Raw genomic sequence first — 18,441 nt, 5'->3', positions numbered from 1 at the left:
CGGGCTGTTTCTGGATCACCGCCCAAGGCCCTCAAGGCCGAGGACGGTGAAGATCTGCAAGACCCGCTACCCGGTGGACCGCAATGCTGCTCCGCTTAAGTGAACAGCATTACCGCATTGCGGGGCTTTTTGTTGGCCTCCGGTTCGGCTGGCCGATCGGAGGTCCAGCCGTGAAGGAATCAGTACTTGCCTTTCAGACCGAAGGTCTCGTCCAGGGTGCCAGGGGCGTCCGGGGCTTTGGGCGCATAGTCCTTGGGCGCTTCATTGCTTTTCGGTGGTGTCAGGCGCTCTCGCGGACTGGCAGCCTCATCGGCGTGTAGTGCGGCCAGTAAGCGTTGGCGGGTCAGCTCATCCAGGGCCAGGCGGCTGGCGCCCTCGGACAGATGCTCCTGCACTTCCTGGTAGCTCTGGGTGAGTTTTTTCACCAGGCTGGCGGTGGTGTTGAAGTGAGTGACCACCTCACTCTGGTAGGTATCGAAACGTTCCTGCAGATCATCCAGCTGGCGCTGCGTCCGGCTCGGAGCGGCATTGGGCACCAGGCGGGCGATCAGGAATCCGATGCCGATACCGGCGAGCAGGGCGAAGGCTGGTAACAACCAGACGGTGAGCGACTGTTCCACGAGTCCTTCCTCTATAAACGGCTTTGCTTTACGTTAACGGCTCGAATCCGCGCTGTATACCGCGACGCAAGCCCTGTTGTGCTAATCCAAGACGAGTCGACCCGTCACGGGGTCACGGAGTTTCCCTAGTTGAGCCGAGAAAACCCTCTCCTGCTCGATGGTCCCTGTGGCCAGATCGAGGCGCTGCATCTTGATTTGCCCGAGGCCAAAGGCCTGGCGCTGATCTGTCATCCCAATCCGGTGCAAGGCGGCACCATGCTCAACAAGGTGGTTTCCACCCTGCAACGCACCGCCCGTGACGCGGGATACAGCACATTGCGCTTCAACTATCGAGGCGTCGGCGCCAGTACCGGTAGTCATGACATGGGCACTGGCGAGGTGGACGACGCCGAAGCCGTCGCCCACTGGTTCCACACCCAGCGACCGGAGTTGCCTCTGACCCTGTTCGGCTTCTCCTTTGGTGGCTTCGTTGCTGCCAGCCTTGCTGGTCGCCTCGAGCGTCAGGGTATCTTGGTCCCACGCCTGTTCATGGTGGCGCCGGCGGTCATGCGCCTGACGGCGGATAACCCGCTGCCTGAAGGCGGCGAGGTGACAGTGATCCAGCCCGAAGCCGATGAGGTCGTGCCGCCCCAAGCGGTGTATGACTGGTCCGCTGGCCTCACGCGCCCCCATGAGCTGCTGAAAGTGGCAGAATGCGGGCACTTCTTCCACGGCAAGCTGACCGATCTCAAGGATCTGGTCCTGCCGCGTCTCTGATTCCGAACGAAGTCTGACAAGCGAACACCATGACCACTCGTATCCTTACCGGCATCACCACCACCGGCACGCCGCACCTCGGCAACTACGCAGGCGCCATCCGCCCGGCCATCGTTGCCAGTCGCGCCAGCGACGTCGATTCCTTCTACTTCCTGGCCGACTACCATGCCCTGATCAAGTGCGACGATCCGGTCCGCATCCAGCGTTCGCGCCTGGAAATCGCCGCCACCTGGCTGGCCTGTGGCCTGGATACCAATAAGGCGACCTTCTACCGCCAATCTGACATTCCCGAGATCCCCGAGCTCACCTGGCTGCTGACTTGCGTCAGCGCCAAGGGGCTGCTCAATCGGGCGCACGCCTACAAGGCTTCCGTGGACAAGAACCTGGAGAACGGCGAAGACCCGGATGCCGGCGTCACCATGGGCCTGTACAGTTACCCGGTGCTGATGGCCGCGGACATTCTGATGTTCAACGCACACAAAGTGCCGGTTGGCCGCGACCAGATCCAGCATGTGGAAATGGCCCGCGACATCGGCCAGCGCTTCAACCACCTGTTCGGGGCCGGCCGCGAGTACTTCACCCTGCCGGAAGCGGTGATCGAGGAAGAGGTAGCGACCCTGCCCGGACTCGATGGCCGCAAGATGTCCAAGAGCTACGACAACACGATTCCACTGTTCGGTAGCGCCAAGCAGTTGAAGGACGCCATCGCGCGCATCGTCACCGACTCCCGCGCACCCGGCGAGCCGAAAGACCCGGACAACTCCCATCTCTTCACCCTGTACCAGGCCTTCGCCACCCCGGCGCAGCTCGCCGAGTTCCGTGCTGACCTGCTGGCTGGCCTGGCCTGGGGCGAAGCCAAGCAGCGTCTGTTCCAGTTGCTCGACAACGAACTGGGCGAGGCGCGCGAGCACTACCATGCACTGATCGAGCGGCCGTCCGATCTGGAGGACATTCTCCTGGCCGGCGCTGCCAAGGCCCGCAAGATCGCCACGCCCTTCCTCAACGAACTGCGAGAGGCTGTGGGTTTGCGATCGTTCCGCACCAACGTACAAGCTGGTGGCGAGACGAAGAAGAAAGCGGCCAAGAGCGCGCGCTTCGTGAGTTTCCGCGACGAGGACGGCAGCTTCCGTTTCCGTCTGCTGGATGCCGATGGGGAGCAACTGCTGCTGTCTCGCTCCTTCGCCGACGGCAAGACCGCCGGCCAGGTCAGCAAGCGTCTGCAGTCAAGCGATGAGCTGGACCTGCGTGTCGAAGGCGAAGCCTTCGGTATCTGGCTGGATGACGAGCAGGTGGCTTCCAGCCCCGCCTTTGCCGACGCTGCGGCCCGCGATGCTGCTATCCAGCGCCTCTATGTGGCTCTCGCGTCCCAGGAATAACTGCCTTTCCAGCGGCCGGCTTTGCCGGCCAATTGCCAATCTACGGGGCAGGCTCTAAAGTACTCGCCCCGTTTTTCGTTGCCTTGCTACCGATCATGACCCCCCTCGAGCGCTACCAGGCCGATCTCAAACGGCCGGATTTCTTTCACGATGCTGCGCAGGAAACGGCTGTTCGCCACTTGCAGCGGCTGTATGACGACCTGATCGCTGACGGCCGCAGCAAGCCCGGCCTGCTGGGTGGCCTGTTCGGCAAGAAGCGACAGGGCCCGGTGAAGGGCCTGTACTTCTGGGGTGGAGTGGGTCGCGGTAAGACCTACCTGGTGGATACCTTCTACGAAGCACTGCCGTTCAAGCAGAAGATGCGTACCCACTTCCACCGCTTCATGAAACGCGTCCATGAGGAGATGAAGACCCTCAAGGGCGAAAAGAACCCGCTGACCATCATTGGCAAGCGTTTCGCCGATGAAGCCCGAGTGATCTGCTTCGACGAGTTCTTCGTCTCCGATATCACCGACGCCATGATTCTGGCCACGCTCCTCGAGGAGCTGTTCAAGAACGGCGTCAGCCTGGTGGCGACCTCGAACATCGTCCCTGATGGCCTCTACAAGGACGGCCTGCAGCGGGCGCGGTTCCTGCCGGCCATCGCGCTGCTCAAGGAGCACACCGATATCGTCAACGTTGACAGTGGCGTGGACTATCGGTTGCGCGCCCTCGAGCAGGCGGAGTTGTTCCACTTCCCGCTGGACACCGAGGCCGAGGCCAGCCTGAGCCGCAGCTTCAAGAGCCTACTGCCAGACTGCACGATGGCTCAGGAAAACGAAGTCCTGATGATCGAGAATCGCGAGATCCGCACCGTGCGCGTCTGCGAAGACGTCGCCTGGTTCGAGTTCCGTGAGCTTTGCGATGGCCCGCGCAGCCAGAACGACTACATCGAGCTGGGCAAGATCTTCCATGCGGTGATCCTTGCCAACGTCGAACAGATGGGCGTGGCCAAGGACGACATGGCGCGGCGCTTCATCAACCTTGTGGATGAGTTCTACGACCGCAACGTGAAGCTGATCATCTCGGCCGAAGTGGAGCTGAAGGACCTATATTCCGGTGGCCGCCTGAACTTCGAGTTCCAGCGTACCCTTAGTCGCCTGCTCGAGATGCAGTCCCACGAGTTCCTTTCCAGGCCGCACAAGCCTTGAGGAACACGCAAGAAAAAGGCTGCCCGAAGGCAGCCTTTCTCAATTTCGCCAGGGTATTTCAGTTCTGCGCCAGCTTCTGCTCCTGCTGTTTCAGCAGCCTTTGCGCATGGGCGACTTCCAGCGCTTCCATGGCGTTGATCGGCTTGATTGCCACCGCCTTCCTCAGGTGTTCCAGCGCCTTGGCTTCCTCGTCCTCGCCGTACACGTATTCCAGTGCGTTGGCGTACTCGTAGTGACCAATGGGCAGGTCGTCGGTGGCCTTGAAGGAGCGGGCAAAGTACTGCTCCATCTTGTCCGAACTGACCCCGTAGGTCATCTTGCCCACCAGCTTGCCCACTTTGCGGATCACGCCAGCCTCGTAGCCGCCGTATAGGGCGAGAGCGAAAGGCTGCTGCGGTTGTTTCATCAGCAGGGCGTCCAGCTCATCGGGAATCTGGCTGGTATAGCCGCGCTTGAGCACTACCGGAACCGGCAGCTCCTCACCCAGGCGGGCCTTGGCGTAGGCCCGACCGAACTGGGCGACCACATCTGCCTTGACCAGATCGCCGGCTTCGTCGGTGTAGCGGATCACTTCTTCCAACAGTTGATGCTTCTCCGCCTGATCAGGCACCAGGAACATGGCATAAACCACTTGGGCGAACATGGCTGGCACCTGGCCGCCGACGCCCAGTTCCAGGCCCTGCTTCTTCGCCTTGGCAAATTCACCCCGGAACATCAGGCGCCAGACATCCTGCAGCTTGGCTGCGTAGGCCTCGGCTTCCTCGGGCTTGCCCGTGAAGCCGGTATTGCCGGTAACGGTCAGTTCCAGGGCCTTCGGGTACTTGGTGGCCATGGTCACCACCCAGTCGGCATCCGGGTAGGGGTAGTTCGGGCCGAATCCTCGAGTCAGGCGCGGCCAGGCCTCACGCAGCTTGTCGCCGGAGTAGTCGTAGGCGGCCTGGTCATAGGGGAAGGGTTTCCAGTTGTCGTCCGCCACAGCGGTAAGGCTGCAGGCGGCTAGCAGGGCAAGCAGGTAGCGGCGCATGGCGATGGACCTTTTCTTGTTGTTGTCCTCCCGTGCCGGGGCTGGCGCGGGTTCGGAGCATCCCGTTCGGGCATGGGCCGATCATAGGGTCGTGGCGCTGCCGGCCAACCTATCCTTGGAATGGCGGCGTCATTCTCCTTTTTGCTGGTACTGACGGCGGTACTGATTCGGAGAAAGCTGGGTGTGCTGGCGAAACAGCCTGGCGAAGAAACTGGCGTCGTCGTAGCCCACTTCGTAACTGATGGTCTTGATGCTCTTGCGCGTAGCCGAGAGCAGCCCTTTCGCCGTTTCGATGCGTAACCGCTGCAGATAGTGCAGGGGCTTGTCGCCGGTAGCTGCCTGGAAGCGCCGCATGAAGTTGCGAATGCTCATGCCATGGTCGCGGGCCACATCCTCGAATCGGAACTTGTCGGCGAAGTGATCTTCCAGCCATTGCTGGATCTGCAGGATGGTCATGTCGTGGTGCAGCTTCTGCCCGCCGAAGCCGATGCGGCCCGGGGTGTAGCTGCGCTGTACTTCGTAGAGGATGTCGCGGGCGACCGCCTGGGCGATGCCGGCGCCGCAGAAGCGTTCGATCAGGTAGATGTACAGGTCGCAGGCCGAGGTGACACCGCCCGCGCAGTAGAGGTTGTCAGCGTCGGAGAGGTGCTTGTCCTGATTCAGCAGAACCTTGGGGAAGCGTTCGGCGAACTCTCCGAAGAAGCGCCAGTAGGTCGTTGCCTCCTTGCCGTCCAGCAGGCCGGCCTGGGCCATCCAGAATACCCCGGTGGCCTCGCCGCAAATGGCACTGCCAGCGGCGTGGCGCTCTCGCAGCCAGCCACAGACCTGTGGATAACGCGCAAGCAGGGCGTCGAAATCGCCCCAGAAGGCCGGGATGATGATGATTTCCGCGTCGTCCAGAGGCCCGTCTACCGGAAGTTGTACTTCACTGAAGCTGTCCGCCGGCCGACCATCAGGGCTGACCAAGTGGATCTGGAACGCGGGGGTGAGGCCCTTGCCCTGCAGTTTGCCGAAGCGCAGGCTGGCCATGTGGAAGAAGTCCTTGGCCTGCATCAAGGTGGAGGCGAAGACACCGTCGATGGCCAGGATGCTGACCTGCCGAAGGTTAGGGGACTGCGAATTACTCATGGTGTTGTTCTTATTAGGGGAAAGCGGTCATTCTCCGGCTGGATCGTCTTATTTTTTGTCCTAAGTGTCCAGTGTGGCGGGGGAGGGGGCTGGCCTAGAGTCGGTGGCCTCCGAACCCACATGACCACAGTGTCATTCCAAGGTGATGCCATGATCCCGAGAACCCTGTTCAGCTCTGACCACGAACTCTTCCGCGACAGCGTGCGCAAGTTCCTCGAGCAGGAGGCCGTGCCCTATCACCATCAGTGGGAGAAAGACGGCCACATCGATCGCACCCTGTGGAACAAGGCGGGTGAGGCCGGCATGCTCTGCTCGCACATTCCGGAGGAATACGGCGGTATGGCTGCCGACTTCCTCTACAGCGCGGTGGTGATCGAGGAGATCGGCCGTCTGGGACTGACCGGCATCGGCTTTTCGCTGCATTCCGACATCGTTGCACCCTACATCCTGCATTACGGCTCCGAGGCGCAGAAGAAGAAGTACCTGCCCAAGCTGGTCAGCGGTGAGATGGTGACTGCCATCGCCATGACCGAGCCTGGCGCTGGCTCTGACCTCCAGGGAGTGAAGACCACTGCGGTACTGGATGGCGACGACTATGTAATCAATGGCTCCAAGACCTTTATCACTAACGGCATTCTTGCCGATCTGGTGATTGTGGTGGCCAAGACCGACCCCAAGGCGGGCGCCAAGGGCACCAGCCTGTTCCTGGTAGAGGCGGGCACCCCGGGCTTCGCGAAGGGCAAGCGCCTGGAGAAGGTAGGCATGAAGGCCCAGGACACCGCCGAACTGTTCTTCCAGGACGTTCGTGTACCGAAGGAGAGCCTGTTGGGCCAGGCCGGTATGGGGTTCGCTTATCTGATGCAGGAGCTGCCCCAGGAGCGCCTGACCGTGGGCATCGGTGCACTGGCCTCGGCGGAGGCGGCGCTGAACTGGACCCTGGACTACACCCGTGAGCGCAAGGCCTTCGGCAAATCCATCGCCGAGTTCCAGAACACCCGCTTCAAGCTGGCCGAGATGGCCACTGAAATCCAGGTCGGTCGTGTATTCGTCGATCGGTGCCTGGAGTTGCATCTGGATGGCAAGCTGGATGTGCCCACTGCGGCAATGCTCAAGTACTGGGGAACCGACCTGCAGTGCAAAGTGCTGGACGAGTGCGTGCAGTTGCACGGCGGCTACGGTTTCATGTGGGAGTACGCGGTAGCGCGGGCCTGGGCGGACGCGCGGGTGCAGCGAATTTACGCCGGCACCAACGAAATAATGAAGGAAATCATCGCCCGTTCCCTGGTGTAAGGCAGCGGAGGACACGAGGAGCCCGGCACGTGCCGGGCTTCTGCGTTTTTAGGGGGCTGGGTTTGGCTGGTCCTTATGGATGGCGGCAATGCCCTCCAGCACGGCTTCGGACAGTTTCAGCTCGCTGCTGTGCAGGTTCGCTTCCAGCTGTTCCAGCGAGGTGGCGCCAATGATATTGCTGGTCACGAAAGGCTGGGCTGTGACGAATGCCAGGGCCATTTGCGCTGGATCGAGCCCGTGTTCGCGAGCCAGTTGCACATAGCGCGAGCAAGCCGCCTGGGACTGCGGGTTCGTGTAGCGGGTGAAGCGGCTGAAGAGCGTGATCCGCGCGTTGGCTGGGCGTGCCCCGTTCTCGTATTTGCCGGACAGCATGCCGAAGGCCATTGGCGAATACGCCAGCAGCCCACACTGCTCGCGAATCGCCACTTCCGCCAGGCCTACTTCGAAGCTGCGGTTGAGCAGGTTGTAGGGGTTCTGAATGGACGCGGCGCGCGGCAACCCGAGCTGGTCGGCAAGCTGGAGGAATTTCATGGTGCCCCAGGGTGTTTCGTTGGACAGGCCGACATGGCGGATCTTGCCAGCCTTGACCTGCTCGCCGAGCACTGCGAGGGTTTCCTGTAGCGGTGTGAAGTCGTCCTCTTTGTGCTGATAGCCGAGCTGGCCGAAGAAGTTGGTGCTGCGTTCGGGCCAGTGCAACTGATAGAGGTCGATCCAGTCGGTACGCAGGCGCTTCAGGCTGGCGTCCAGTGCGGCGGTGATGTGCTGGCGGTTGTGCTTCAGGTTGCCGTCGCGGATATGGCTGATGCCGTTGCCGGGGCCGGCTACCTTGCTTGCCAGGACCCACTCCGCACGGTCGCCGCACTTGGCGAACCAGTTACCGATGATGGTTTCGGTGGCGCTGTAGGTTTCGGCACGCGGCGGTACGGGGTACATCTCCGCCGTGTCCATGAAGTTGATGCCGTACGACTTGGCGCGCTCGATCTGAGCGAAGGCTTCTGTCTCGGTGTTCTGCTCACCCCAGGTCATAGTGCCTAGGCATAGGCTGCTAACCTTGAGGTCGGTGCGGCCGAGTTGGCGGTATTCCATCGCTGCCTCCAGCGTTTTCATAAAGGATGAATGAAATCAGGTTGAAATTTTTCCTGCAATCGGCATAATTTCGCGGCTTTCTTTGCGGGGATGCCTAGCCTGCAGAGAAGGAAGGCGGGGATGCCTAGCCTGCCGAAAACCCTATGCCGTAGCGGACGCGCTGACCCGAGCCCCCGATAGCGTCTGTTTCCGGCTGTCTCTGACCTTGTCAGAGCGAGCACTATTCAGTAAGATCCGCCGTCTTATTTTCAGGGCGGCCCCTGAGGCTATAGCGAATGAAGACTTTTACTGCAAAACCGGAAACTGTTAAGCGCGACTGGTACGTCGTCGACGCTGCAGGTCAGACCCTGGGTCGTCTGGCCACCGAAATTGCCAGCCGTCTGCGTGGCAAGCACAAGCCGGAATACACCCCTCACGTTGATACCGGCGACTACATCGTCGTGATCAATGCCGAGCAGGTTCGTGTTACCGGTGCCAAGACTACCGACAAGATGTACTACTCGCACTCCGGTTTCCCGGGCGGCATCAAGGAAATCAACTTCGAGAAGCTGATTGCCAAAGCCCCTGAGCGCGTGATCGAGACCGCGGTAAAAGGCATGCTGCCGAAAAATCCGCTGGGTCGCGACATGTATCGCAAGCTGAAGGTGTACAAGGGTGCTGTTCACCCGCACACCGCTCAGCAGCCCCAAGAACTGAAGATTTAACGGGATAGTTCATTATGTCGGCGACTCAAAACTACGGCACCGGCCGTCGTAAGACTGCTACCGCGCGCGTCTTCCTGCGTCCGGGTACTGGCAAGATCTCCATCAACAATCGCACCCTGGATACCTTCTTCGGTCGCGAAACCGCTCGCATGGTCGTGCGTCAGCCGCTGGAGCTGACCGAGACCGTCGAGAAATTCGATATCTACGTCACCGTCGTTGGCGGTGGTGTAAGCGGTCAGGCCGGTGCTATTCGCCACGGCATCACCCGCGCCCTGATCGAATACGACGAAACCCTGCGCAGTTCGCTGCGTAAAGCCGGCTACGTGACTCGCGACGCTCGCGAAGTTGAACGTAAGAAAGTCGGTCTGCGCAAAGCGCGTAAGCGTCCGCAGTACTCCAAGCGTTAATTCAGCGCTTGCAAAGAACGCCCAGTTTCTTCGGAGCTGGGCGTTTTTTTATGCGCTAAAAGTTATGGCATGCGACAGCTTGTCGCACGTGCGAATCCCGCGCCGTTCAAGGCTTTCGGCCTATTTGTATCCGGCTATTACCTTGTCAGCAAAGGGGGTTTTCTTTACCATTTGGCGAATTTTTTGCGCGGCTCGATTTTTTACTTAGTAGAGGCCTGAGCAACAGGCCACAGAAGCTGATGGGAGACGACTGAATGAGCAATGACGGCGTGAATGCAGGCCGGCGTCGCTTCCTCGTAGCGGCCACGTCCGTGGTCGGTGCGGCGGGAGCGGTGGGGGCTGCGGTCCCGTTCGTGGGGTCATGGCTGCCCAGTGCCAAGGCCAAGGCCGCGGGTGCACCGGTCAAGGTGAATATAAGCAAGGTCGAGGTAGGCCAGCAGATCATCGCCGAATGGCGCGGTCAGCCGGTGTTCATCGTGCGTCGTACCGAAGAGATCCTGGCCAATCTGGGCAAGCTCAGCGGTAGCATGGCCGACCCGGAGTCCAAGGCTTCGGTGCAGCCGACCTACGTGGATCCGGTCATCCGCTCGATCAAGCCGGAAATCCTGGTGCTGGTAGGTATCTGTACCCACCTCGGCTGCTCGCCGTCCTTCCGTCCGGAAGTCGCGCCGGCTGACCTGGGCGCCGAATGGGTCGGCGGCTATTTCTGCCCCTGTCACGGCTCCCGCTACGACCTCGCCGGTCGTGTCTACAAGGCGCAGCCCGCGCCTCTGAACCTGCCGGTGCCGCCGTACTCGTACGAGTCGGATGACGTCATCGTCGTCGGTGTGGACCAGGAGAAGGCCTGATGAGCAAATTCATGGAATGGGTCGATGCGCGCTTCCCCGCGACCAAGATGTGGGAAGACCATCTGAGCAAGTACTACGCCCCGAAGAACTTCAACTTCTTCTACTTCTTCGGTTCGCTGGCACTGCTGGTATTGGTTAACCAGATCCTTACCGGTATCTGGCTGACCATGAGCTTCACTCCGTCCGCCGAAGAGGCCTTCGCGTCGGTCGAGTACATCATGCGCGACGTGGAGTACGGCTGGATCATCCGCTACCTGCACTCCACCGGTGCATCGGCATTCTTCGTCGTTGTCTACCTGCACATGTTCCGCGGCCTGCTCTACGGCTCCTATCAGAAGCCGCGTGAGCTGGTGTGGATCTTCGGCATGCTGATCTACCTCGCCCTGATGGCCGAGGCCTTCATGGGTTACCTGCTGCCCTGGGGCCAGATGTCCTACTGGGGTGCCCAGGTGATCATCTCCCTGTTCGGTGCAATCCCGGTGGTGGGTGATGACCTTACCCAGTGGATCCGTGGTGACTACCTGATCTCCGGTATCACTCTGAACCGCTTCTTCGCCTTGCACGTGATCGCCCTGCCGATCGTTCTGCTTGGCCTGGTTGTGCTGCACATCCTGGCCCTGCACGAAGTGGGTTCGAACAACCCGGACGGCGTGGACATCAAGAAGAAGAAAGACGAGAACGGAGTGCCGCTTGATGGCATCGCGTTCCACCCCTACTACACCGTGAAAGACATCGTCGGTGTCGTGGTATTCCTCTTCGTGTTCTGCTTCGTGGTGTTCTTCTTCCCGGAAATGGGCGGCTACTTCCTCGAGAAGCCGAACTTCGAACAGGCGAACCCGTTCAAGACTCCTGAGCACATCGCGCCGGTATGGTACTTCACCCCGTTCTACGCGATTCTTCGTGCGGTACCAGACAAGCTCCTCGGCGTAATCGCCATGGGTGCTGCCATCGCTGTGCTGTTCGTGCTGCCGTGGCTGGATCGTAGCCCCGTCAAGTCGATGCGCTACAAGGGCTGGCTGAGCAAGATCTGGCTGCTGGTGTTCTGCGTCTCCTTCATCATCCTTGGCGTGCTGGGCGTTCTCGCGCCGACCCCGGGCCGTACGTTGTTGTCGCAGGTGTGCACCATCCTGTACTTCGCGTACTTCATCCTGATGCCGTTCTACACCAGGATGGAAAAAACCAAACCGGTTCCGGAAAGGGTGACGGGCTAATGAAAAAGCTATTTGCTGCATTTGTATTTGCTGCGCTGCCGGCTCTTTCCTTCGCTGCTGGCGGTCAAGGTGTGCATCTGGACAAGGTCGACATCGACCTGACCGACAAGGCTGCGATGCAGGACGGCGCGCGTACTTTCGCGAACTACTGCATGGGCTGTCACAGTGCCAAGTTCCAGCGCTACGAGCGTGTAGGTAAGGATCTCGGTATTTCCGAAGAGTTGATGCTGCAGAACCTGGTCTTCACAGGCGCCAAGATCGGCGATCACATGAAGATCGGCATGCAGCCCAACGACGCCAAGGTATGGTTCGGTGCGGCTCCCCCGGACTTGACCCTGGTTGCCCGCGTGCGTGGTACTGACTGGCTGTACAGCTACCTGCGTGCCTTCTATGAGGATCCTGCGCGTCCTTGGGGCGTGAACAACAAGGTCTTCCCGAACGTCGGTATGCCGAACGTCCTGGTCAGCCTGCAGGGCCGTCAGGTCATTGGTTGCAAGCAGGTTCAGGTGGTAGAGGACGGCAAGAAGCAGTTCGATCCGCTGACTGGCGCGCCAATCACCCATGAAGCCTGTGATCAACTGACCGTGGTGCCGAAGACCGGCAAGCTGACCGAAGCCGAGTTTGACGAGAAGGTCCAGAATCTGGTGACCTTCCTGGCTTACTCGGCCAATCCGGTCAAGCTGGAAAGCCAGCGCGTCGGGACCTACGTCCTGCTGTACCTGGCATTCTTCTTCGTATTCGCCTATCTGCTCAAGCGCGAGTACTGGAAGGACGTGCACTGATACACTGCTGGACTGTTTCACAAGCGCGCGCCCTTATTGGGCGCGCGCGTCTTTCTGCCCCTGAATAATCCCTAGTGAGGAGGGCGCAATGGCCGTCACCAATAGGCTGGCCTGTTATTCCGACCCTGCCGACCACTACTCCCATCGTGTGCGCATTGTGCTCGCCGAGAAGGGGGTCGCTGCCGAGATCATCAATGTAGAGCCGGGCCGTTGCCCGCCCAAGTTGGCCGAGGTCAATCCCTACGGCAGCGTGCCAACCCTGGTAGATCGCGATCTGGCGCTCTATGAGTCCACCGTGGTGATGGAGTACCTCGAAGAGCGCTATCCCCATCCACCGCTGTTGCCCGTCTATCCGGTAGCTCGAGCCAATACTCGCTTGCTCATCCATCGCGTACAGCGCGACTGGTGCTCACTGGTGGATCGCATCCTTGATCCGCGCAGCAAGGACGCCGACAAGGCGCTGGCGCGCAAGGAGCTTCGCGAGAGCCTGACCGGCGTATCGCCGCTATTTGCCGACAAACCCTATTTTCTGAGCGAAGATTTCAGCCTGGTGGATTGCTGCTTGCTGCCGATTCTGTGGCGCCTTCCCGTGCTGGGCATCGAGCTGCCACGGCCGGCCAAGCCGCTTCTGGACTACATGGAGCGGGCCTTCTCTCGAGACTCCTTCCTGGCCAGCTTGTCCGCCGCCGAGCGCGATATGCGCTGAGGAGACCAAGATGAATTCCAGTCGTCCCTACCTGGTCCGTGCTCTCTACGAGTGGATCGTTGATAACAACTGCACGCCGCACTTGCTGGTCAATGCCGAGCATGCGGGTGTGCAGGTGCCACCGGGCTACGCCAATGATGGCCAGATCGTGCTCAATGTTTCTCCCAGTGCCGTGCGCCATCTTCATATGGACAACGACGCGGTAAGCTTCGAGGGTCGCTTCGGTGGGGTTGCCCACAGCCTCTACATCCCTTCGGCTGCGGTAATGGCCATCTATGCCCGAGAAAATGGACAGGGCATGGTCTTCGATCTTGAGCCGCCGCTTCCCGGGGATGATCCGGAGCCGGACGATGACGGCCCCTCCGGTAATGAGCCGCCAAGTTCGGGAGGTGATCCCTCCCGCCCAAGCGGCCGGCCCAGTCTGAAAGTGGTCAAGTAAGAAAAAAGGCGATCCTCGGATCGCCTTTTTTATGCCTGCCGCAGGGGTCAGTTGGTGTATTCGAAGAGTCGAACGATCTTCTGTACGCCGGAAACACCCTGAACGATGCTGGTGGCCAGCTGGGCTTCCTGGCGGGTGACCAGGCCTAGCAGATAGACGATGCCGTTCTCGGTCACCACCTTGATCTGCGAACTGGGAACCTTGCTGTCGGCCAGTAGTTGGGTGGTGATCTTGGTGGTAATGGTGCTGTCATTCATGCGCGCCAGGGTGGAGGAGGGCGGCAGGACTTGCAGTTCGTTATGCACGCGGCGTACGCCCTGAGCGCTCTGGGCAGCCTGTCCGGCCAGTTCCTTGAGGTCGGCGCGCGGCGTCTGGCCAGCGAGCAGCACCACGCCGTTGTAGCTGGAGACCACGATGTGCGAGTTGGTCTTCAGGTCAGCGCTGGCGGCCTCGACTTTCGCGCGCACCTTGGATGGCATGGACTGGTCGTCGATGGTCTTGCCAATGGTGCGGCCACCGCAGCCGGAAAGCGCGAGGCAGAGGGCGAGGCCAGCGAGAATCAGGGGGGAACGGATCATTCTTCACTCCCAAACAGTTGACGGTCGATCAGGTCGCAGAGGCAGTGGATGGTCAGCAGGTGCACTTCCTGGACGCGCGCAGTGACCTTGGAGGGAACGCGGATTTCCACATCTTCGGGCAGTAGCAATGAGGCCATGCCGCCGCCGTCGCGCCCGGTCAGGGCAACTACCACCATTTCGCGGTCGTGGGCGGCCTGGATGGCCTGGATCACATTGGCCGAGTTGCCGCTGGTAGAGATGGCCAGCAGTACGTCGCCGGGTTGGCCGAGTGCGCGGATCTGCTTTGAGAAAACTTCGTTGTAGCTGTAGTCGTTGGCGATTGAGGTGATGGTCGAACTGTCGGTGGTTAGTGCGATCGCGGGCAGGCTCGGACGCTCGCGCTCGAAACGATTGAGCAATTCCGAGGAGAAGTGCTGGGCGTCGCCGGCCGAGCCGCCGTTGCCGCAGGACAGGATCTTGCCCTCATTGAGCAGCGCGTGGACCATCACCATGCTGCCGTGCTCGATGTGCGGGGCCAGCAGTTCCATGGCCTGCAGCTTGGTGTCGATGCTGGCCTGGAAGAGTTGGCGAATACGGGGTTGCATGTCCATCGGGTAAGACCTTCAGTGGGGCGACCGATCAGGTGTCGAAGGCATTCTTCAGCCAGGTCAGTCGCGGGGGTGAATCACCGTCCATTGCATTGACGGCAATCACATCAAATCGACAAGGGTGTTTGGCCCAGCGGGATTCCTGCTGGAGGAACTGCTGGGCGGCGTATGCCAGTTTTTCGCGCTTGCGGGCATCGACGCTCTCGAGGGCGCCACCCCAGCCGGCATGACGCCGGTAGCGGACTTCGGCGAATACTACTGTATCGCCGTCGAGCATGACCAGATCGAGCTCGCCGCGACGGCACAGCCAGTTCTGAGACAACAAACGCAGTCCGTTTGCTTCGAGGTGGGCGCGGGCAAGGGCTTCCGCCGCTTGTCCGCGGGCGCGTTTGTCACTCAAGAGTCGCTGTCTTTCAGACGCTGGACCTGGCCATTTCGGAACTCAGCCCAGGGGAGCTGGCGTTCGATACGGCGGGCGGGGTTGAGGCTCAGTCGGCCGGAAAGTCCATCCACTTGGGTTTCCGGCAGTACTTTCAGCTGCGTTAGGCGCGGTGCCAGGCGATAGGCATCCGCGCCCATGGCATAGAGGCGTCCCAGGCTGCCGCCGGCTTGTGGCCATTGGTTGCCGACCTGCTGGCGTAGTGGATCGTCGCCGTTCAGCAGCCAGGGGGTTTCGCAGAAGCGGATGCCGTTCAGGTCCTGGTACTGGGCCTGATCGTTGCTTGCCGAATAGAGGTGGGAAGTGGCGTAGACCGGTACATCGCCAGCGTACTGGAAGGCCAAGGTTGGTTTGATCTGTTGGGCTTGCTGTGGGGTGGCGGCGAGGAAGATGAAGTCGACGTCCTGGCGGCGCGCCGGTTGGGCGGCTACCGGTACGCCCAGGGTCCCCTGCAGGCGCTTGGCGCGGGCTTCACTCTGGCGGAGTTGGAACAGATCGGCAATCTGCTGGGCCAGCGCCACCGGCTGGTCGACGTGCTCGGCGGCGATAAGACGACCACCTTCGGCTTGCCAGCTCTGCTGGAAGGCGCGCAATACGCGATCCCCCCACTCGCCGCGAGGCACCAGGGCCACGGCGCTGCGCATGCCGTCAGCCCAGGCGCGACGGGCCACTTCCCGGGCTTCATCTTCGGCGGCAAGGCCAAACTGGAAGAGTTGGGCTGGAGCTTCCTGGCCCGAGTCACTGTAGTTCAGTGCCAGTGTGGTGATGGGGAGTTGCTCTCGGGTGCTGAGCTGCTTGACCAGCGGTTTCTCCAGTGGGCCGACTACCAGTTGTACGCCGTCGGCCTGGGCTTGGCGGTAGAAGTCGTCGATAGAGGTCAGCTTGGAGCTATCGTAGAGCTCAATGGCCGGTTGCTGCTGGCCGGACTGCTTCGCCTGGTAGTGGGCGGCCAGGAAGCCATCGCGCAAGGCGCGGGACACGGAGGCCAGTTGGCCTTCCTGGGGTAGCAGGAGGGCGATCTTGGTCAGCGGTTGGCCGGCAATTTCCTTGAGTTTGGTCAGGGCCTGCGGCAGCTGCTTGGCGGCCGGGTGGTCCGGATTCATTGCGCGCCAGTTATCGATGGCGGCTTGCTGCTGTTCCAGGGTGGACGAGGTCTTGGTCAGGCTCGCCAGTTCCAGCCAGCCGGCAAGGTCCTTGTCGGCGCCGCCTTGCAATTGGTTCAGCGGCAGGCTGGAAACCAGTGCCCAGATTGCTTCATGGTTGTTGCTGGCGGCTTCGCCGCTGAGCAGCGGAGCAATGAACACGCGTTCGCGGGCGGCGGCGAGTGTCTGGCCGTCGGCTTCCAGGGCGCGGGCACGAACTAGTTGAGTGCGCACCTGCTGGTCAACGGGTAGCTCGGCAAGGTGGTCGAGGCTGGGATGGCTCAGTGCCTTGAGGGCGCTCTTGGTTTGGTTGCGGGCCATGGCCAGTTCGGCAGCCAGGGTGCTGGCGAATATCTGCTGGGCGGGCTTCAGGCTCTCCAGCGGAATCTGCTCCAGGATGCGAGCCGAACGACCGATATCCTGCTGTTTGTAGGCGAGGTCGGCGGCGGACAGGCGCAGCAGTGCGGCTTCTTCCGGTTTCGCTTCGCTGGCTTGCTGCAGCAGTTGCTCGATGCTGGCCTGAGGTGTGCGGGGCAGTTCGCCAAGGCTGGACGAGGGCGAACTGGCGCAGGCAGCCAGCAGGCCGGCGAGGCAGAGGGCGGAGAGCGGACGCAGGCAAGCGATCATTTATCGGTCCCGATACTCGTTGAAGAAAGACGCGATTGTACCCAAGCCCCGGTTGAGGCGCGATGTCGGGCCGGCGAATCGGGATACAATGCGCGCTTTAAGTCTTTTCCGAGGTGGCTTGTGACTCTTTCCCCTGCCAGTGGCAGTGCTTCCGGCACGCTGTATGTGGTCGCAACGCCTATCGGTAACCTCGACGACATCACCGCCCGAGCCCTGCGAGTGTTGCGAGAGGTTGCGTTGATCGCCGCCGAGGACACCCGTCACTCGGCCCGTCTACTGCAGCACTTCGGCATCGAAACACCCCTGGCTGCCTGTCACGAGCACAACGAGCGGGACCAGGGTGGGCGCTTCCTCGCGCGATTGCAGGCAGGGGATGACGTGGCGCTGATTTCTGATGCAGGTACGCCGCTGATCTCCGATCCGGGTTTTCATCTGGTGCGACAAGCGCGTGCCGCGGGAATCACAGTGGTGCCTGTGCCCGGGGCCTGTGCACTGATCGCGGCGCTGTCGACCGCTGGTCTGCCGTCGGATCGATTCATTTTCGAGGGATTCCTGCCGGCCAAAGCCAATGCTCGCCGTGGGCGGTTGGACGAGTTAAAGGAAGAGCCGCGTACGCTGATCTTCTATGAGGCGCCGCATCGACTTCTGGAGTCTTTAGAGGATATGCGTGGCGTATTCGGTGGCGATCGCCCGGCGGTGCTGGCGCGGGAGTTGACCAAGACGTTCGAAACGCTGAAGGGCGCGCCGCTGAATGAGTTGTGTGGCTGGGTGGCGGCGGACTTGAACCAGCAGCGCGGCGAGTGTGTCGTGCTGGTAAAGGGGTGGCAGGCGCCGGAGGGTGAGGGGGCTCTGAGTGCAGAAGCGCTGCGAGTTCTGGACCTGTTGCTCGCAGAAATGCCGGTGAAGCGGGCTGCCGCGCTGGCGGCGGAGATCACGGGCGTGCGCAAGAATCTGCTCTACCAGGCGGCCTTGGAGCGGCAGGGCGATTCCTGAGCTTGTTCTTGGGAGCGCCTGCCGTTAATCTTGGCGGTGGAGAGTCGATCGGACAGTCGCTGTCTCATTTCGTTCTGCGATTTTGAGAGGGAGGAAAGTCCGGGCTCCATAGGGCGGAGTGCCAGGTAACGCCTGGGAGGCGCAAGCCTACGGAAAGTGCCGCAGAAAATAACCGCCTAAGCGCGCAAGCGCCGGTAAGGGTGAAAAGGTGCGGTAAGAGCGCACCGCACGACTGGCAACAGTTCGTGGCTAGGTAAACCCCACTCGGAGCAAGACCAAATAGGAATCCATGGCGTGGCCCGCGTCGGATTCGGGTAGGTTGCTAAAGGCTGTCAGTGATGGCAGCCGTAGATGAATGACTGTCCTCGACAGAACCCGGCTTACAGATCGACTCTCTGCTTTTTCTCCTTTCTGCTCCGCGTTAGCTCTTTCGCGTTCTCTTACCCTCCTTAGAAATACCGAAAAGATCTTACTCTTAACAATTTACTTTAAGTTCGAAGTTCAGCTT

General features: G+C 61.0%; 20 protein-coding genes and 1 other RNA gene. 13 read left to right on the top strand and 8 right to left on the bottom strand.

Going from position 1 to position 18,441, the window contains the following annotated elements:
* Positions 1-179 precede the first annotated feature (179 nt).
* A complete protein-coding gene (locus FFS60_RS05355) occupies positions 180-620 on the bottom strand; it encodes a YhcB family protein (protein WP_028628476.1) in 441 nt (146 codons plus the stop codon).
* A gap of 129 nt (positions 621-749) precedes the next feature.
* Here FFS60_RS05355 and FFS60_RS05350 point away from each other — a divergent pair, with 129 nt between their 5' ends.
* The 3 genes from FFS60_RS05350 to zapE all read left to right on the top strand — a co-directional run bounded on the left by FFS60_RS05350 (position 750) and on the right by zapE (position 3,942).
* Positions 750-1,376 carry an alpha/beta hydrolase gene (locus tag FFS60_RS05350; RefSeq protein WP_028628475.1) on the top strand — a complete coding sequence of 209 codons (627 nt, stop codon included), beginning with the start codon at positions 750-752 and terminating at the stop codon, positions 1,374-1,376.
* A gap of 29 nt (positions 1,377-1,405) precedes the next feature.
* Entirely contained in the window at positions 1,406-2,752 is a 1,347-nt protein-coding gene (locus tag FFS60_RS05345; RefSeq protein WP_137821335.1) for a tryptophan--tRNA ligase, read from the top strand.
* 95 nt (positions 2,753-2,847) lie between these two features.
* Positions 2,848-3,942 carry a cell division protein ZapE gene (gene zapE, locus FFS60_RS05340; RefSeq protein WP_028628473.1) on the top strand — a complete coding sequence of 365 codons (1,095 nt, stop codon included), beginning with the start codon at positions 2,848-2,850 and terminating at the stop codon, positions 3,940-3,942.
* A 58-nt stretch (positions 3,943-4,000) separates the two neighbouring features.
* Here the strand turns inward: zapE and FFS60_RS05335 are convergent, their stop codons facing one another.
* The gene (locus FFS60_RS05335; RefSeq protein ID WP_028628472.1) at positions 4,001-4,966 is read right to left on the bottom strand and encodes a hypothetical protein; all 966 of its coding nucleotides are present in this window, start codon (positions 4,964-4,966) and stop codon (positions 4,001-4,003) included.
* A 129-nt stretch (positions 4,967-5,095) separates the two neighbouring features.
* A complete protein-coding gene (locus FFS60_RS05330; RefSeq protein ID WP_162144818.1) occupies positions 5,096-5,995 on the bottom strand; it encodes a GlxA family transcriptional regulator in 900 nt (299 codons plus the stop codon).
* 249 nt (positions 5,996-6,244) lie between these two features.
* Here FFS60_RS05330 and FFS60_RS05325 point away from each other — a divergent pair, with 249 nt between their 5' ends.
* A complete protein-coding gene (locus FFS60_RS05325; RefSeq protein ID WP_028628470.1) occupies positions 6,245-7,384 on the top strand; it encodes an acyl-CoA dehydrogenase family protein in 1,140 nt (379 codons plus the stop codon).
* Positions 7,385-7,432: 48 nt separating this feature from the next.
* Here FFS60_RS05325 and FFS60_RS05320 read toward each other — a convergent pair whose 3' ends face one another.
* A complete protein-coding gene (locus FFS60_RS05320; protein ID WP_028628469.1) occupies positions 7,433-8,470 on the bottom strand; it encodes an NADP(H)-dependent aldo-keto reductase in 1,038 nt (345 codons plus the stop codon).
* Positions 8,471-8,745: 275 nt separating this feature from the next.
* On the opposite strand from FFS60_RS05320, the gene rplM reads away from it, so the two are divergent.
* The 7 genes from rplM (at position 8,746) to FFS60_RS05285 (ending at position 13,567) form a co-directional block, all read left to right on the top strand.
* Positions 8,746-9,174 (top strand): 50S ribosomal protein L13, encoded by a 429-nt coding sequence (gene rplM, locus FFS60_RS05315; protein ID WP_016490991.1) that lies wholly within the window; start codon positions 8,746-8,748, stop codon positions 9,172-9,174.
* 14 nt (positions 9,175-9,188) lie between these two features.
* The gene (gene rpsI, locus FFS60_RS05310) at positions 9,189-9,581 is read left to right on the top strand and encodes a 30S ribosomal protein S9 (protein ID WP_028628468.1); all 393 of its coding nucleotides are present in this window, start codon (positions 9,189-9,191) and stop codon (positions 9,579-9,581) included.
* Positions 9,582-9,835: 254 nt separating this feature from the next.
* Positions 9,836-10,429 carry a ubiquinol-cytochrome c reductase iron-sulfur subunit gene (gene petA / locus FFS60_RS05305; protein WP_137821334.1) on the top strand — a complete coding sequence of 198 codons (594 nt, stop codon included), beginning with the start codon at positions 9,836-9,838 and terminating at the stop codon, positions 10,427-10,429.
* The gene (locus FFS60_RS05300) at positions 10,429-11,640 is read left to right on the top strand and encodes a cytochrome bc complex cytochrome b subunit (RefSeq protein WP_137821333.1); all 1,212 of its coding nucleotides are present in this window, start codon (positions 10,429-10,431) and stop codon (positions 11,638-11,640) included. Before petA ends, FFS60_RS05300 begins: the two co-directional genes overlap by 1 nt.
* Positions 11,640-12,422, top strand: coding sequence for a cytochrome c1 (locus tag FFS60_RS05295; RefSeq protein ID WP_137821332.1), 783 nt, complete (start codon positions 11,640-11,642; stop codon positions 12,420-12,422). Before FFS60_RS05300 ends, FFS60_RS05295 begins: the two co-directional genes overlap by 1 nt.
* A gap of 88 nt (positions 12,423-12,510) precedes the next feature.
* On the top strand, positions 12,511-13,128 hold the full coding sequence (locus FFS60_RS05290) for a glutathione S-transferase N-terminal domain-containing protein (protein ID WP_028628464.1): 618 nt from the start codon (positions 12,511-12,513) through the stop codon (positions 13,126-13,128).
* 10 nt (positions 13,129-13,138) lie between these two features.
* Positions 13,139-13,567 carry a ClpXP protease specificity-enhancing factor gene (locus FFS60_RS05285; protein WP_028628463.1) on the top strand — a complete coding sequence of 143 codons (429 nt, stop codon included), beginning with the start codon at positions 13,139-13,141 and terminating at the stop codon, positions 13,565-13,567.
* A 47-nt stretch (positions 13,568-13,614) separates the two neighbouring features.
* On the opposite strand, the gene FFS60_RS05280 is transcribed toward FFS60_RS05285, so the two are convergent.
* The 4 genes from FFS60_RS05280 to FFS60_RS05265 are packed head-to-tail and all read right to left on the bottom strand — an operon-like array spanning position 13,615 to position 16,940.
* Positions 13,615-14,145 carry a BON domain-containing protein gene (locus FFS60_RS05280; protein WP_028628462.1) on the bottom strand — a complete coding sequence of 177 codons (531 nt, stop codon included), beginning with the start codon at positions 14,143-14,145 and terminating at the stop codon, positions 13,615-13,617.
* Complete coding sequence (locus tag FFS60_RS05275; protein ID WP_028628461.1) at positions 14,142-14,735, bottom strand: phosphoheptose isomerase; 594 nt, start codon at positions 14,733-14,735, stop codon at positions 14,142-14,144. Before FFS60_RS05275 ends, FFS60_RS05280 begins: the two co-directional genes overlap by 4 nt.
* Before the next feature lie 28 nt (positions 14,736-14,763).
* Positions 14,764-15,132, bottom strand: coding sequence for a YraN family protein (locus tag FFS60_RS05270; protein ID WP_028628460.1), 369 nt, complete (start codon positions 15,130-15,132; stop codon positions 14,764-14,766).
* Entirely contained in the window at positions 15,129-16,940 is a 1,812-nt protein-coding gene (locus tag FFS60_RS05265) for a penicillin-binding protein activator (protein ID WP_028628459.1), read from the bottom strand. The genes FFS60_RS05270 and FFS60_RS05265 overlap by 4 nt, the downstream gene beginning before the upstream one ends.
* Positions 16,941-17,060: 120 nt before the next feature.
* Between FFS60_RS05265 and rsmI the strand changes: the two genes are divergently transcribed.
* Positions 17,061-17,933 carry a 16S rRNA (cytidine(1402)-2'-O)-methyltransferase gene (rsmI, locus tag FFS60_RS05260; protein ID WP_137821331.1) on the top strand — a complete coding sequence of 291 codons (873 nt, stop codon included), beginning with the start codon at positions 17,061-17,063 and terminating at the stop codon, positions 17,931-17,933.
* 40 nt (positions 17,934-17,973) lie between these two features.
* Positions 17,974-18,332, top strand: an RNA gene (gene rnpB / locus FFS60_RS05255) — RNase P RNA component class A.
* The last annotated feature ends 109 nt before the right edge of the window (positions 18,333-18,441 follow it).

The sequence above is a fragment of the Pseudomonas sp. D(2018) genome, assembly GCF_005502555.1.
Lineage (GTDB): Bacteria > Pseudomonadota > Gammaproteobacteria > Pseudomonadales > Pseudomonadaceae > Metapseudomonas > Metapseudomonas resinovorans.
This window is presented reverse-complemented; position numbering and strand designations above follow the sequence as displayed.